12 protein-coding genes and 1 tRNA gene are annotated in these 15,051 nt (G+C 48.4%); 2 read left to right on the top strand and 11 right to left on the bottom strand.

Going from position 1 to position 15,051, the window contains the following annotated elements:
* Nucleotides 1-60: 60 nt before the first annotated feature.
* The 7 genes from AKL11_RS16765 to AKL11_RS26030 form a co-directional block, all read right to left on the bottom strand.
* Nucleotides 61-2,688: a phage protease gene (locus AKL11_RS16765; protein ID WP_157673618.1), complete on the bottom strand. Its 2,628-nt coding sequence runs from the start codon at nt 2,686-2,688 to the stop codon at nt 61-63.
* 143 nt (nt 2,689-2,831) lie between these two features.
* Nucleotides 2,832-4,199, bottom strand: a complete 1,368-nt coding sequence (locus AKL11_RS16760; protein ID WP_067519502.1) for a KAP family P-loop NTPase fold protein — start codon at nt 4,197-4,199, stop codon at nt 2,832-2,834.
* A gap of 158 nt (nt 4,200-4,357) precedes the next feature.
* Nucleotides 4,358-5,224 carry a DNA-methyltransferase gene (locus AKL11_RS16755; protein ID WP_216636813.1) on the bottom strand — a complete coding sequence of 289 codons (867 nt, stop codon included), beginning with the start codon at nt 5,222-5,224 and terminating at the stop codon, nt 4,358-4,360.
* Between the two features lie 123 nt (nt 5,225-5,347).
* Nucleotides 5,348-6,412 carry a hypothetical protein gene (locus tag AKL11_RS16750; RefSeq protein ID WP_067519499.1) on the bottom strand — a complete coding sequence of 355 codons (1,065 nt, stop codon included), beginning with the start codon at nt 6,410-6,412 and terminating at the stop codon, nt 5,348-5,350.
* Nucleotides 6,412-7,809 carry a portal protein gene (locus AKL11_RS16745; protein WP_067519497.1) on the bottom strand — a complete coding sequence of 466 codons (1,398 nt, stop codon included), beginning with the start codon at nt 7,807-7,809 and terminating at the stop codon, nt 6,412-6,414. Before AKL11_RS16745 ends, AKL11_RS16750 begins: the two co-directional genes overlap by 1 nt.
* Nucleotides 7,806-9,401, bottom strand: coding sequence for a hypothetical protein (locus tag AKL11_RS16740; protein ID WP_067519494.1), 1,596 nt, complete (start codon nt 9,399-9,401; stop codon nt 7,806-7,808). Before AKL11_RS16740 ends, AKL11_RS16745 begins: the two co-directional genes overlap by 4 nt.
* Nucleotides 9,385-10,368, bottom strand: coding sequence for an FmdB family zinc ribbon protein (locus tag AKL11_RS26030; RefSeq protein ID WP_067519492.1), 984 nt, complete (start codon nt 10,366-10,368; stop codon nt 9,385-9,387). Before AKL11_RS26030 ends, AKL11_RS16740 begins: the two co-directional genes overlap by 17 nt.
* 194 nt (nt 10,369-10,562) lie before the next feature.
* Between AKL11_RS26030 and AKL11_RS16730 the strand changes: the two genes are divergently transcribed.
* A tRNA-Lys gene (locus AKL11_RS16730) sits at nt 10,563-10,638 on the top strand.
* Nucleotides 10,639-10,763: 125 nt separating this feature from the next.
* Here AKL11_RS16730 and AKL11_RS16725 read toward each other — a convergent pair.
* Together AKL11_RS16725 and AKL11_RS16720 are read right to left on the bottom strand one after the other, a co-directional pair.
* Complete coding sequence (locus AKL11_RS16725) at nt 10,764-12,077, bottom strand: NAD(P)/FAD-dependent oxidoreductase (RefSeq protein ID WP_067519489.1); 1,314 nt, start codon at nt 12,075-12,077, stop codon at nt 10,764-10,766.
* Nucleotides 12,078-12,122: 45 nt separating this feature from the next.
* Nucleotides 12,123-12,338 carry a DUF3094 family protein gene (locus tag AKL11_RS16720; protein WP_067519486.1) on the bottom strand — a complete coding sequence of 72 codons (216 nt, stop codon included), beginning with the start codon at nt 12,336-12,338 and terminating at the stop codon, nt 12,123-12,125.
* 106 nt (nt 12,339-12,444) lie between these two features.
* Here AKL11_RS16720 and AKL11_RS16715 point away from each other — a divergent pair, with 106 nt between their 5' ends.
* Complete coding sequence (locus tag AKL11_RS16715; RefSeq protein ID WP_157673617.1) at nt 12,445-13,122, top strand: SAM-dependent methyltransferase; 678 nt, start codon at nt 12,445-12,447, stop codon at nt 13,120-13,122.
* On the opposite strand, the gene AKL11_RS16710 is transcribed toward AKL11_RS16715, so the two are convergent.
* Both AKL11_RS16710 and AKL11_RS16705 read right to left on the bottom strand, forming a co-directional pair.
* On the bottom strand, nt 13,119-13,889 hold the full coding sequence (locus AKL11_RS16710; RefSeq protein ID WP_067519482.1) for a hypothetical protein: 771 nt from the start codon (nt 13,887-13,889) through the stop codon (nt 13,119-13,121). The two genes, AKL11_RS16715 and AKL11_RS16710, sit on opposite strands and share 4 nt — an antisense overlap.
* A 100-nt stretch (nt 13,890-13,989) precedes the next feature.
* A complete protein-coding gene (locus AKL11_RS16705; RefSeq protein ID WP_067519480.1) occupies nt 13,990-15,012 on the bottom strand; it encodes a nucleoid-associated protein in 1,023 nt (340 codons plus the stop codon).
* Nucleotides 15,013-15,051: the final 39 nt, after the last annotated feature.

The raw sequence follows: 15,051 nt of genomic DNA, 5'->3' as shown, positions 1-15,051 counted from the left end.
CCAACCCCGGGGAAGGGGTTGGGGCATGCCTGCCAGTCCTTTGGCGTTAGTAAAAAAGGGTTAGCGATTGCTCTTGCTGTAAAACAGCACCGAGGTGTAACGCTCGTTCAGCGCGGGCGGTGTATCAATGGCGTTGTACTCTTCGCCATAGCTTTCTTTACCGCCGATCAGCTGGCCTTTTTCGTCCCGGGCTTCTACTGGCTCGGACATCTGCCAGGGCTTGGCCACGGTATAGCTGGTAACACCACGCTGACCGAGAAGGATACGCTCGTCGCCCAGATCAATGCCGGGGGCATTGGTACCAAAAGCAGGAATTCCCTTCACGGTGGTCAGGTCACCATCGGCGCTGGTGTTTGAACCATCCCGCTTGGCCTGATAGGTGAACTGCTCGGCGTTGGTGCAGGTGTCGTTGAGGGTTGGGCTCATCAACATAAAGTTGGGAGCAACAAAACGCTCAGAAGACATCATGGCCTTACGACCACCAATGGCCTGAATCAGCTTGTTGAGATGAATTTCCTGAGTGATGCCATCAGGCACATCGGAATCTACCTTGATAACGTTGGTAGCGTAGCTGTAGCTGCCCTTGACTGTGCCGGATGGTGTTTTAACCTGGCCATGCTGGTTAACAATACTGATATAGCCAAGGTTGTAGTTCACCACTGCGTAGTAGGTGCCTGCGTCCTGCTTGCCGGAACCATCGAAAGCCGCCAATGGTGTGCTGCCGTCTTTTACGACGATGGCATTCTGTGCATTACCAACCGGAGTGCCCTGAAGGTCATACACCTGCTTTTCCCGAACAATCGGGAACTTATCAGTTTTATAAACACCAGCTTCAATGGTCAGTGTCTCGTCAGAAACAGACGCTGCATTGTAGGCATCGGAAGCCCGTTGCATTTCGTTGGCAATGCGACGGCAGAGGATCTCTTTAACCAGGCGGGAAGCACTGGCCAGATTGCGGCCCCAGGCATCCCAGTTAATGCCAGAAGTTTTGCTGAAGTGTGCCACTTCGTTAGAAACATCAACTGCCAGTTTCATTGCGTTGATGTACGCAGTGTACATACGCTGCTGAACACCGACTTTAGGAATCGCCCCTCTTTCAGAAACGATGCCGCTGTGAGTCAGGCCACCTGTGTTGCGCTGCTCGTAAGGAATCTGAGTAGCAACGGTTGCTGTTGGATCAACAAATGTACTGACCAGTTGCAGCACATTCATATCTGAATACGCTTCGCGGATCACTTCGCGCTGGAAGCCAACCGGCAGATCGGTGTGATTGATGTTAGTGGGGCCACCTTCAGCGAGAGTGCGAACCGCTTCACTGATCTGGGGAGCGTTGACGGAATCAAAGACGCGCAACACTTCACGGGTAAAGTGTGAAAGGTTCTTGTCTTCCGCCAGTTGAATCTGACCATTCATAAACGCACTGGTAGTGCGCAGCTGTTCGTGCTGAACAGATTGCAGACGGATAGCTTCAGTGGACAAACCACCGCTGACCTGAACCTGACCACGGGGAGTGGTGACATTGAATCCCATCTCCTGCAGTTTGACGGCCGCAGCCTGTTCGTTACCGTGTTTGATTTCACGCTCGGCCAGGGCCTTGATTTGATCATCGCTCATTTCTGGTGTGATCAGTTCGCCCAGCTCTTTTTTGATCGTGGCTTTTACATCGTCGTCCAACCCTTCGGCGGCATCGATGGCTTCTGCCAATACTTTCTGTTTGTTTTCTCTGGATTCCTGCAGCTTGCGAGCGTTGGCGGCAGTTTCATCATTGGCTTCTTTTAATAGCCGTTTAACGTCGTCTTCCGAGAGCGTTTTCGTTTTGCCCTTATCATCAAGATTGCCATCAGCAGCAGAACGGCTAAAAGCTGCCAGCGCTTCATCCAGCTTGATGGTGACGGTGCCACTTTTGCCGCTTTGCGCGTACTCTTCAGACAGTTTGATAGCGCCGTTTTGCAGCGTATCAATGATGATTTTTGCTTTGGCTTCGTCTTCCACGCTGGAGAGCATGGTTTCGGCCAGCTGCTTGAATTGAGCCTGGATGGATTCACCCAGTTTTTTATCTGAAAACATCGCCATCATGGCGGCGATAAGGTGTGCGAATTTCATGGTGTTCTCCTCCTGGAGCTTTTTGGCGATTCGTTCTGGGATAATGGTGGGAATATTGCTGTCGAGATCTTCCGCCAGCACCACACGATCCAGTCCTTTCACATGGGGACGAACCACCAGACCGGCACCGAAAAGCAGTGGGCCATGTTCGTTCCGTTGTTCGTTGTCGATGTAGTTTTCGGTGTAATCAACCGAGAGGTAGCGATAACCCTTGTTCTTCACCGCATCCACGCCGAAGGAGGTCCACTCTACCAATCCCCGCAGTTTGCCCCCGTCCAGACGCAGTTTGCGGATATAGCCAGCGGCACCGTCTTCAGGCTTATGGGCAACATCAATGGCGATGTCTTGCCCGTAGGTGCCGTTGTCAAAATTCTTGATTAAGTCTTCCAGCAGCTTACGGGTATGTTCAAAGCGCCCGTATTGCGGATGATAAAAGCTGCCGGTGCGGGTCAGAGTGACCCAGGATTGAGGATTGCCGTCGCTGCTTTCTGATTCAGACAGCGAAAGCGCATCGGACAAAATCCGTATGCGCTTACTGAGTTCGGTCGGTTCGCTGAGCTTTCTGCGTTCTGGTTTGCGAATCACACCAGCTTGCCCTCTGTTGACCTGGTAACAAAAAAAAAGCCCGGGACTCTGCGGGAGAGTCACCGGGCTTTAAAAATGCCTTCGTCGGTAGGGTTCCAGATTCTCAGGTATGGGGCGACAGTAAAAGGGAACGGGGTGTCGTCCTATCTTTTAGAAAATCTGAAGGTTTCAAGGTCTTTAATAATCATTGACCGCAAACCGTCGGGTGAAAATAAGCTGCCACCAACAATACTTGGCCTATTCGCTTCATCAGATTTACCTTCATACATTATTGATAATCTGCTCTCTACCGCCTCAAAGTTGAAGTTGGAATAATACTCTGAAGAAAAATCTTCAAACCCGGCTGCCTCATAGAGACTCTCGTAAAGTACGAATTTGCTTTTAGCCTTCTCATAAAGGTCAGGACGCTCTAGTTTCCAGACGGCAAATAATGCGGATATTGAAATTATGTCCCATGCGTAAGTATGCATCCTTGGCCAGCAAGGCATTAATATTGTGTAGACTTTTTCTATCTTCCTATAGGAAAGGTCATAGAATTCTGCAAATGAAGATATAGCAAGCTTTAGCGTATCTGCTGCTTCCTTTTCTCTTTTTGTGTTTAGAAGTTCAAACCTTTCACTCATGGACTGACAGTATTTTACAAAGTCATTTCCAAAATTCCTGTCATTATATTTTCCCGAGCCATATTGCTTAGGTAGTCTCGTGTGTAGATGGTAGAACTTCTGCAAATAGTCTTTAGCCTTAATATCTGCACCATAAATGCCTTTGACAGATCCCTCTATTTGCTCATTATTCATAGAAAGAACAAAGACGACATTATCTACACAAAATAGATGCTTAACTTTTTCCAAAACCTCCAAAGCATAATCTGGTCTGCATCGGTCCAGTTCATCGATAATGACAACTAAAGGAAAGCCTTGAGATTGTCTTACCTCTTCAGCACTTTTTTTAAGCACCTCTCTGAAATGGGTTAATGATGCCTCATCTTCGTTTTTTTCAAGTTTCTGTTCGAGATAACTTGTCGTACTATTTTTCAGCGTGTCTCCTATGTCTTTCTCAATATCCTTAAAGTCTTCTGACGTTATGGTATTGAGTGTTATAGCTTTTAGACCAAGCCCAATGCTTTTAGATAGAACAACTTTACCAACATTTAGTGCAGCGTTTTTGAATTCCTTGCTTTTCTCTTGTGAAATATGCTGCTTAAGGCTGGTTTGAAGTGATTTCAATATTGAACCAGTTATCGCAATGTATGGATCACTGATGTAATCGTACTCGAATGCATCGATGTATATTGTTTCGACAGAGTCTGGTCTCGCCTTCAGGTATTCTCTCCATAGCTGGATGAAAGTAGTCTTTCCATCCCCCCATTGTGCGTCAAGGTTGATGACCAAAGGCTCATTGATGGACTCAATCAAAGCATTTAGCTCAATGCAGAACTGTTCTCTTTCGAAGCAGTCATGCTTGAAAATGTCCTCAGGATCAATAGACAGTGGTTTAGGGTAAATTCTCATATATAACTCCATTTATGTTTCAATAAAGTTATAAGAAGAAAATTCCTATCTGGCAATGTTTATTGTTAACTTTAGTAGTTCAATGGCGCATAAACGACAAAATACGTATTTCTATAACTGTAAACGTTAGGAGCACGGATAGGCTCCTAACAGAACTTTTAGACTGGTTGCTTTTTGAGTCGCTGAGACGCTACCTCAAAGTAATGATTCGTATACTCAATACCAACGAACTGTCGTCCAGAATTGACGGTTGCAACACCGGTACTCCCTGAACCCATGAATGGATCAAGAATAGTTCCACCAGGTTCAACAATAGAGATAATTTCCTTCATCAATTCTACTGGCTTGCCGGTCTGGTGAAAGCGCCCGCCTTTATTGACTGAACAACTACTCATGCCGGGAAGACAACCAACCCCTCTGTCATTTGATGGCATATTGCCCTTACTGCCCCAGAGTACAAACTCGGCAGTCTGTCGGAACTTACCTTTGTTTGGTCGTGCGTTTTTCTTATCCCATACATAGGCTCCACGCCAGACAAAACCGGCAGACTGGAGAACATCACTTAATACGGGGTACTGACGCCAATCAGTAAACACACAGATAGGGGCGCCGGGCTTGGCGATTCGATAGGCTTCTGACAGCCAGAGTGAAAGCCAGAAGGCATAGCTTCTTTGATCACGGCTATCGCCGGGAAAGTCTGGAAAGCTGTTAATGGCATTGCAGGAGGTGTATTTCTGACCTGTGGTCTGGTTTTTAACATTCTGGTGAATCCCACCAGATGAATAGGGCGGGTCGGTGATGATGCCATCCACTGAATTGTCTGGCTGCTCCATCATGATTTTCAGGCAATCACCCTGGTACAGAGTGACACCCTCGACTGGTTGTTGAACAACTTCTTTCACTACAATTCCTGTATAGAGTTCGGCTCCTTCGTCCTTCTTTGTTGTTATGGCACTATCAATACGGCAGATAGCAAATGGGTACAGAAACCCATTCCTTGCAACGGCATAGTGCCATGGATTCATGGACTTTGACACACCGGGATCGCACCACCTCACCATCAAATATTTTATGACCACATTTACAGGTCACGGTGTCGATTTTGGCAAAGTGTGCTTTGTTGAGTTCTGATTTTGGGGCTAAATCGCTCATAGAAGGTCGTCCTCATAGTATTTTTTAATGTCCTTCCATGGACGTTCAATATGGTTTTCTTTTAGCAGGCCGGCATTCAGTGCCTGTGCTTTTTTCTGGCTGCCCAATACCTGGTATTGAAGTTGGCCGGGTTGTTTCTGTAGCCATTGAATGCGGGTTTCTTTTTCCGCTTTGTCCTCTGATGTGATTTCGTCATCAAACACCGCTTCGGTGTAGGAAAGCGTATTGGGGTGGGCGGGCCATGGAGTTTTTCCTTGTGGATAGACGCCCTTGCCCAGACCGTATTTGTTAACCCGGGCGTGCATATCGCAAATGTCCGGCTCGGGATGACCAGGAGAGAGCAGAAAACGAGTACCCACCACACTGTCTTCTTCAAAGGCAGAGGATTCATAGGCCATACCATGGGCGCGGTTGATTTCAGTTCTGAATAATCGGCGTGCATTGTTGTAGGGTGCTCCCTTTCCTGTCATCAGATCCGCTGTTGTGGCACGACCAATAGACGACGCATCCGCCATTTTTATTTTCTTTTGCAGCTCTGCCGGAACTGGCGCTCCCCGTTTTATAAAATCTTCCGCTGCCTGGCTGGCGCTGTTGCCTTGAATAATGGCGGATTCAATGGCACGGCCCACCACTTCGCGGGCATGGTTATTGACCCGCCATAACCGATCAGACAGTTGCAGACCATCGGCAGCCTGAAAAGCACGAGCCATACGCACCGCTTCACCGGCCAGATCGTTCAGCTTTGCCACCGGCATTGTTGTTGCAAAGGCGCCAGTGGCCACGGCTGCGGTTTGGCTTTGATAACCGGTAAGGAGTTTTTCTTTTATCTGGGCCAGTTGCTCCAACACTTCGTCTACCTGACGACGAAGTAGACGCAGATTATCCAGCCTTACGGTGCCATCACTGGCCGCCATTAAGGTGATACGCAGTCGTATTTCTTCTGCAGCCTGCCGGTAAGCTTGCTGCAATCCATTAAGCGCTTGAGCGTCTAGCTGGTTTGCTTCCTTTCTTGCCTTGTTGCTGGCTTTTTTTATGGCGGCTTTGCGCTGCGCTGGTGTCATCAGTTGCCGCCTCTGGTGGAGATAGTCGTGGCGCTTTCTCCTTTGGGCGCATTGTTAGGGGTGACATTGACGGTTGGTTTTTTGTTGCTGGTTTCTTCCGGTTTTTTGTCTGTCGTCTTTTCTGGATAAGGATTGTGCGTGTTGTCTTGTTCTTTTAGCTTGGCTTTTACCCGGGAGACATCGAGCCCCGCTTCTTCCCACACCATGTCTTGTGGTGTGCCCATAGCCTGAAGCTTGAGCGCTCTGTCTGCTCTCTGGTTTTTGGTTTCGGTGTTGCGCTCTGCGAATTCAATGGTGAAGTCGCTGGCATCGGGGTTGATGCCCTGAAGTAATAGATCAAGATAGAACCCCTCACGGTATGCCTGGCTGATCATATCCTGCAGGCTGTCGACTTCCTGGTAGTAGTCCGCTTTCAAGTCTTCCAGAACATCACGGGCGAGGTCTTCCACGTAACCGAATAAACCTTTTGGCGCTGGAGAACCGGCAAAGAAGGTATCTAGCAGGTAGGAAACATCCGCGATTTGATCAAGGTTGGCATCGCCTTGAATGGCGTTCACGGCACCTTTTTTATTCATAAAGAAGTCGGTTTGAACTTGCCCGGCATTGCTTTCTACTTCTTGCTTGTATTCCTGCATTTCGGGAGCGGTATAACCTTCAAGCACATGCGCCAATTTTTGAGGAGCACGATGGCGACGACGAATCACCAGATCTTCTTCTGTCATGGTGAGTTTTTGCCAGATGGTGCGGGTGGCATCCAGATAAGGCCGCCCCAGAGAACCCATGTCGTCAAAGTTGTCCGGCTCCAGTCGTACCATTGTGAGTTGCCAGAATGAAAAACGAGCCAGCTCTTTTCCGGTGAGCGGGTCTACTTGTTTGTACGCTTCCTGCATATCTTTAAAGCGGCCTGTTCCATCTACCCTGGGAACAATGGTTTCTGATGGCATACGGATACCGCCGCATATTTTCATATCTGAACTGAGCACCCACTGAATAGGCAAATTGCCTTCCATGGCCGCGCCCCGGGCATCGGAGAATAGTTTGTTGCGATTGTTCAGTTGCACCCGCTGGCAGAACTGCTGCCAGAGTTTTGTTATCCGTTTGTTCTCTTTGCCTTTCCACTTGAGCATTAGGCCGCCTTTGGTGACATCGCGGGCCATGCGTTTGTGAATTTGTTTGATCCGGCCATCCGTCTTATCCATATACCGTAAGTGGAGGATGGATTGACGCAGGTCAGGATCAACATGCATCTGGTTGTAGAGGTGCTTGATGCTGTTTTCGGGAGTGGCGATCTGGCCACGGCTTTGCCGCTGGCGATCGTATTCTGCATTCATGGCAAGGGCTTCTTTGTACTCTGCGCCGATGCGATTCCCGAATAGTTGGGGGAGTTTGAATTTCATAGAGCGCCTCCTATCAGATCAAGAGGCGACTGACCTAGCAGCTGCGCCCGTGTTTGTTTGCGGGTTGAGATAACGGTTTGCACATGGCACTCGCCCCGGGTAACAAAACCCCAGACCATGGCCATGAAGGCATCGAACAGGTCATCGCCGATGGTGCGTTTGACCATTTTGTAGCTGGCGTATGCACCTTTGGTGGGTACGGATTTGATATTGACCAACTGACGACAGAGTAATTGCATGTCTGCCATTACCGGATCAGAGCTGTCGTCATCATCCATCATGGGAATAGCGACCCGGCTGTTGTTAAACAGACTGCTGACCGCTGAAGCCATTTGATGTTTGGTCATGCCTTCAAAGCGAATAGGAGAAAACGGCCATTCTGGCCAGGTGCTGGCGGTGGATTCACCACCACCGATGGCGCGGCGATCAACAGGGGTTAAACCTTCAAAGAAAAGACGGTCACAACAGGCAGTCATCATGCCGACACCGTAGGCATCACCAAGAGCATAATCAGGTCGGAAGTATTTCCAGAGGGTGACAATATCCTGCATGACAGTCGCTTCATCGGTACCCGCTGACCATGTACGACAAAAGATGGGTACCACAAAGCCTGAGATTTCTTCACCGACCACCAGGGCGTGTTTTGACGCTGCGGGATCTTCACCATGGCCGGAGGCATCGTAACCGAAACTGATCAGGCCCCGTTTTTTGTATTCCACTCCCGGAACGGCCTCTTCTATTTTGATTTGTGCAGCAATGCCACGGACTTTGGCTTTTTGCAGCCACTTTTCCCAGATCAGGTTTCGGGCTGCGACGTTTTTGCAGAGGAGCTGGCGGATAAACTCTTCAGGAGCCAGCTGGTCTCTCATATCCATGATGAATTGTTCGTTGAGAATGCCGAGCTCTATGCCCAGATAGCAATCAACGATGGGAAGGATTTTGTATTTGCCGGATTCCACCATTTCTGAAAGCGTGTCAGCTCCTTTGAACACACCAGTGATACGGATGATGGGTTTATTGACCGCTTTCTTGCTGGCACCCATACGGCGGGTTGCGCCCATGGTCAGCAGGAAGCGGGAGTACAAACGCTCCGGTGGCATGTCGTCCACTTCTTCCAGGCTGGCAATGGTTAAATCAGAACCGTCTACCTGAGCCATGATGCCAAAAGCACCCGCTTTGCTGCGGTTGCTGAATTGGTAGGAAGCGTCTGCCATCTGTTTTCTACCTGCTTTATATAGGAGGAAGTTTTCCAGAATGGCAGAGCGGCGTATGGCATCGGTGTGATAGGTCAGGTTAGTGATGGACTGGGCTTCTCTTGGAGCAACAACTCCAAGCTCCTGATCGGAGTGGGTGGCCATGTATTCCTGAATCCACATTTCCTTAACGGCGGTTTTGCCAGTACGACGGCAGGAGAAGTCGAGCGTGTTGTCGTTTTCGTCCATGTCGATCATCTTTAAGACCTGCATGGAGTCGAGCTCAACGTTATGCACATGTTTGTGCCACATGGCATGGTCGCCCGCATAACGCTGGATTTCACGTTCGGAGACCTGGCAAAGTTCGAGGCGCTGAGCAGCGCTAAGACGTTGAGCCATTTACCACCTCAGCTTCAATATCTTTGGGTTCGCCGTCGTCTTGTTGGTGTTCAATGAGAATTGGGTCCTGACTGGCTCTTAATTGAGAGCGGCCAATCTTGTGACGCAGATCGGAGAGTTGATTCTCCATTTTCTTGCGGTATTCCTGCGCTGATTCTTTTTCTTCCTCTTCCTGCTGTAACTGGCCTTGCTGGATTCCCTGATCCGCTTGAATTTTTGGCGTCATGTTGAGGTCAGCCAGAGAAAGATTGTTGCGACCAATCATTTCCATCATCGGTTTGAGAAGTGGGTGGGCTTTTATTTCTTCAATGGTCCGTACTTCACCAGTTGCTGAATCTGCGTATCTGGCAATGCTGCAATTACCGTCTTTATCAAACCCAAAGGCCGGATTTTTTAAGGCAACGCCATCAGCAATTAATGCCTGCATCATGTCCTGCAATATGGCCATAAAATTAGCCTGGTTAATGGCATGCAGGTCTTGAAGTGCAGTAGGGTCGCCAGATTCCATTGCAACCAAAACCCGCAACATTAAATCGGATCGTTTAAGGCAGGCGATTTGTTGAGAGCAGTAATCGCGATCTACATCACAGGTTTTGCAGTGCGGATATTTGTCAGGCTTTGCCGGAAAGTACATGGCGGTTTTAGACGATGCACCATGCTTCATGGCATTGAATCTGGTAATACGTGCTTCTTCTGGCGTTGGATGCCCTGCCAGATTTGCAGCTGATGCTGCTTTGCCTTGGTTGGTTTTTGGTCCGGTTGCTTTCAGGTGAGCATTGAATAAACCCACCTGCCAATGAACTTGCGGGCTCTCGCTTTCACATTCCGGGCAGGATGAATAATACCGGTAAGGGTGCGCACGCTCTGGAGCAGATTCCGTGCGTGTCGGTTTGGCGTCAAAGGTCTTTTTACAATCAGCACAGCGGAAGGTCACCGAACCCGCTGGCTCAACAGGCACTGGTTTCATAGTGCCATGATTTCAATCAATGGACGACAGTAAAAGGGAACACTATGTCGCGGAAACTACTAATGCAGGTCGTCCACGTTGGGGCTTTACAAGGTCTAGGGGGATGGGTACTATTAGCGCCGCTCTGGTTCGCAGTGAGTTGTGAACGGGGAGCCATTTTACTCTTTAAGCCTTTGCGAAAGGTTTGAAGAAACGGGTCGTTAGCTCAGTTGGTAGAGCAGTTGGCTTTTAACCAATTGGTCGAAGGTTCGAATCCTTCACGACCCACCATTTTCGTCTTGTCGAAAACGATCCAGGCAAACAATCTCTGGGTAAAGAATTGAGCGTGTGTTTTGTTTATATAGCCGTTGACAACCTTTTTTGTCAGCGGCTTTTTTTGTCTGCAGCTTTTATAATTAATGAAGTTTCAACTGAGGTCTGGTGGTTCTAATAATCAGATCTTTCAAGATTAACGTCCCCGTTCTAAATTTGCCAAACAGTGTCATCTGGTGCATTCGGTAAAGGCTGATGTAAAACCACTTGGCCAATGTTCCCTCAATCATCATATCACCGGTAATGGCGCCCATAAGGTTGCCCACGGCACTAAAACGGCTCAGGGAAATCAGTGAACCGTAATCCTTATAGTTAAACTCCAGAGATTGGTTGCCATCCTTCACTTGGCTGATCAGGCTTTTAGCCAAAAGAGAGGCTTGCTGATGGGCAGCCTGCGCTCTGGGCGGAATGGTAACGCTTTCGCCGTTATTGGTCAGTGTGCAGCTTGCACAATCGCCCATGGCGTAAATCTGGTCATCCTGTGTGGTTTGTAGAGTCGGCTTGACGATTAGCTGGTTGATGCGATTACTCTCAAGCCCTGCGATCTGGTTAAGGAATTCCGGTGCCTTGATGCCCGCTGCCCAGATGCGAATATCGGACTCAATGAACTCTTCATCTCGAGTGAGCAAACCATTGGATTTAATCTCGCTGACCAGTTGCCCGGTCCTTACTCGAATGCCCATCTTCAGCAGCTGTTTGTGAACACTGCTGCTGATGCGCTCCGGCAGCGCGGGCAGAATTCTTTCCCCACCTTCAATAATGGTCACTTCCAGGTTTTCCGGCTTAATAGCATCAAGGCCGTAATGAGCCAGTTCAATGGCGGCATAGTGCAGTTCAGCCGCGAGCTCTACGCCCGTGGCGCCCGCACCAATAATGGCAATACGAAGTTTTGATACATCATCTTCACAGGCCTGAGCGTGCTGATAATGATTGATAAGCGTCGTATGAATTCGTTCAGCCTGTTTTCGGTTATCAAGGAAAAGGCAGTGTTCTTTTGCACCCGCTGTATTGAAATCGTTGGCCGTACTACCAACAGAAATAACCAGTTGGTCGTATTCCAGTGTTCTGGCAGGCACAACTTGACGGTTTTGCTCATCAATAATAGGGCCGAGGCTGATGGATTTATTGCCCCGGTTTAAACTCGCCATTCGCCCGGGAATAAAACGGAAGTGATTCCATTTGGCTTGAGCCAGATAACTGAGTTCATCTTCAAAGGCGTTGAGCGATCCGGCAGCCACTTCGTGAAGGAGAGGTTTCCAGAAGTGGGTGTTCTGTGCATCCACCAACGTAATATCTGCCAGACCTTTCTTGCCCAGCTTTTTTCCAAGACGGGTTGCCAGCTCAAGCCCACCGGCACCGCCACCCACGATCACGATTCTATGCTTCTTATGTTTCACCGTTGCTCCAGCAATTATTTTTGTTCTTTATACGTTTACGTCGATTCAGGATGGAATAATCAGGTAACCAATAAACTGACTCAGCCCACCGAGCAGCAGGATAATGACAGTCAACCAAAACATGAGGCGCAAAGGTTTGAACGGTGGTCGCTCCACTTCATTAATGCCGCTCTGCAAATATTCATCCACTACGGCCTGATCTTCAGGGTAGAGTCGGCCACTATTGTTATTAGTGGAAGGCTTTGCTGTGTCTGAACTCATACTGATAACTCCCTTGTGGCACAACCAACATAGTATATTCTATGACTGGCGGAAAGAGGTGCGCTCCGGTATAAAAATAATACGTCTCAAAATTGTGGAATTAAATGTGAAGCTCAACAGGGATGTGATTAGCCTTGCAATTAAGCAATGGTTTTATCAATGGTATCGAGGGGTTAAGGAATTTGCGCGTTATGGGGTTCATCTCCGATTTTTACTGCCCTGGCTCTGGCTGAAACTGAGTTACCTTCTGGACAGTCCCTACGCAGTCAGCCGACGCTACCAGCGGCAACAACAAGCAGCTGATTTATACGTCTATGGTGAAACACCACTGGAAACGCTGGAGGAGATAGCTGAACGTTCATCTGTGAAGGCTGCAGATCATGTCTTTGAACTCGGTGCTGGCAGTGGTTTTACGGCTATTTGGTTGCACGGCGTTAAAAAATGTCGAGTCACCGCTGTGGAGCAAGTCCCTTTGTTTTGCTGGCGCTTGCTTAGAACCGTGAAGCGCATGGGTCTGAGTGCTGTTAGTGTCCGCTGTGAGAGTTATCTTCAAACATCGCTATCAGAGGCGACTGTTGTCTATCTATACGGCTCTAATCTTGAGGATGCGGTAATCACTGAATTGGCTGAACGTTTGGCTGAACTTCCTCAGGGTGTTCGATTAATTACTATCAGCTATCCGCTGACTGATTTCGTGGGGCAGGAAACGTTTGTGGTAACCGATCAGTTTTCTGCTCAGTTCGAGTGGGGTGAAGCAGAGGTGTTTATCCAAGAACGGATTTAGAACATTCTATGGAGAGAATAGAGCCTGCCGGTGATGCGATTACTGTACCTGATAATCAACTCAGGTGCGGGTGAATAGGATGTGGCATCAAACTGGTTATGAATGTATTGCCAGGTATTCTGGGCTTCTTGGATTGATTGCCCGGCATGGGTGTGTTGAGCCAGCGCCTGTTCAAAAGCCCTGAGTTGCCTGTCAAAACGCTTAACCATTGCATTGATTCTGAGCTGACTGCTATCAGTGTTCTCACCTTTTTTCTCAGAAACCAGCATCGCCAGATAATCTCGGGTGAGTTGTTGAATCAATAATGCCTGTTCAAGAAAAGGGTAGCTTGGCTGCCCTCCGGTGAGCCGCTGTCGCATGATCAAAAATTGATGATTCATCCTGACCAGAAAGCTCATCAATGTGTTTATGTTTGGTGAGTTTGATCCTGATGGTAAAGTGCTTAACCAGTCCAGGTGATTACTGGCTGTCAGCCACAGAGACTTAATATTTTTCAGCTGTGCGTTAAGGCTTTGATCTTCTATCTGTTGGGGGAGTGCATGTATGCCATTATCCAGAGTCTGGTGTGCTTGTTGAAGTGCCTCTCTGATATCTTGATCCAGAAAATCCAGCTGCAATAGGTAAACGTGAGAGATTACTTCGCTCAGCTCTATTTCCCGGTGAAGCAGCTGTTGTGCCGAGAATGTGATTGAGGTGTTATCAGATTTCACATTGACGCTAAACAGTAAGAAAAGCACAGCAAAAAAGTGAGTGGATTTGAAGGTCATGTGAAGTCCGTGTCGTAATCGGCTTTTGTACTGACTGCAACCGTCCATGGTTACAGCTGAGCTGTGTACTAAGCCGTGGAAGAATTCGCCTAACTAACTGTTACGACTGTTTTAACTGTTCTTTTAACTTATCCGGTACGCCAGTAATGATCAGCTGGTCATTGACTTCATCGTAGCGAATCTGTCCGCCCAGTAATTCACCATCAAAGGAAAGGCTGAGCCCCTTACTTCTTCCTGTATATCGCACTAGTTGGGTGAGCTTACGGCGCTCCGGTGACATGGGGCTATCCATGTCATAATCCCGGGTATTAACAAATTTGGCGAATTCATCCGGACCGGCTTCGCTTAAATAGCCAGTAAGTTCCTGCATAGAAAGGCTTTCCCCTTCATCTAGACGATTCTGACAATAATCATAAACCTGACGTTTAACCACGGTACGATTTTCGGCGACTGGCTCTTCCTGGCAGTACTCTTCCACCGCTTTGATCAGTGTATTGGCTTCGTCTTTACTGCTGCTGGTTTCGCTGCAGCCAATCACTTCTTGAAATACGTTGCTTAACCGTTTGCCGCCTTTCGGGCGAAGGAAGGAAAGGTATCGCCCTGCTTCCGTCTTTTTCTCCCAGTCAGTCATGTTCAGGCGGCAGGCCAGAGACATGCGGGCGGTGTCCAGATAGGAGGTGTCCTGAATGGTCAGGTCGTCAGTAATCGTAATGCTGTTTTGGCTGCTGAGCATGCAAAGTATGAGGTAACGGGTCAGCCCTTGCTGATAATCCGCAAAGAGTACATAGCCACCACTGATGGCGCCGGCTTCATTTAAACCTTCACAGAGGCGGGTTAACGTAGATGATGTGAGCGTGGCAAATGCAGCCGCCTGCTCTTCAGAGCTGGCTTCCGGAGATTGGTTGATATAGGTCTTCAGTGTGGCTGGAAACCCTTCTTCAGAGAGATCTGAAAACTGGCCGTAACACTTGTCCTGCTTTTTGTTGTAGGTTTGTAGCAGGTCATCTAGCACCAACTCGAGAGAGGGTGATGCGTTGAGGCTTTGTGTTGCCGGAAAGGCTTCAAGCTGGTCGCCGCTTTGGCCGTGATCCAGCTTGTGAACAATAATTTGTTTAATACTCATGGGTTACAGATAAGCTATTCAGGTAGTTTATTGTCATTA

Origin of the sequence: Endozoicomonas ascidiicola (assembly GCF_001646945.1) — a bacterium.
GTDB classification, from domain to species: Bacteria; Pseudomonadota; Gammaproteobacteria; order Pseudomonadales; family Endozoicomonadaceae; genus Endozoicomonas; species Endozoicomonas ascidiicola.
The sequence above is the reverse complement of the archived record's forward strand: the minus strand, read 5'-3'. Positions and strand labels throughout refer to the sequence as shown.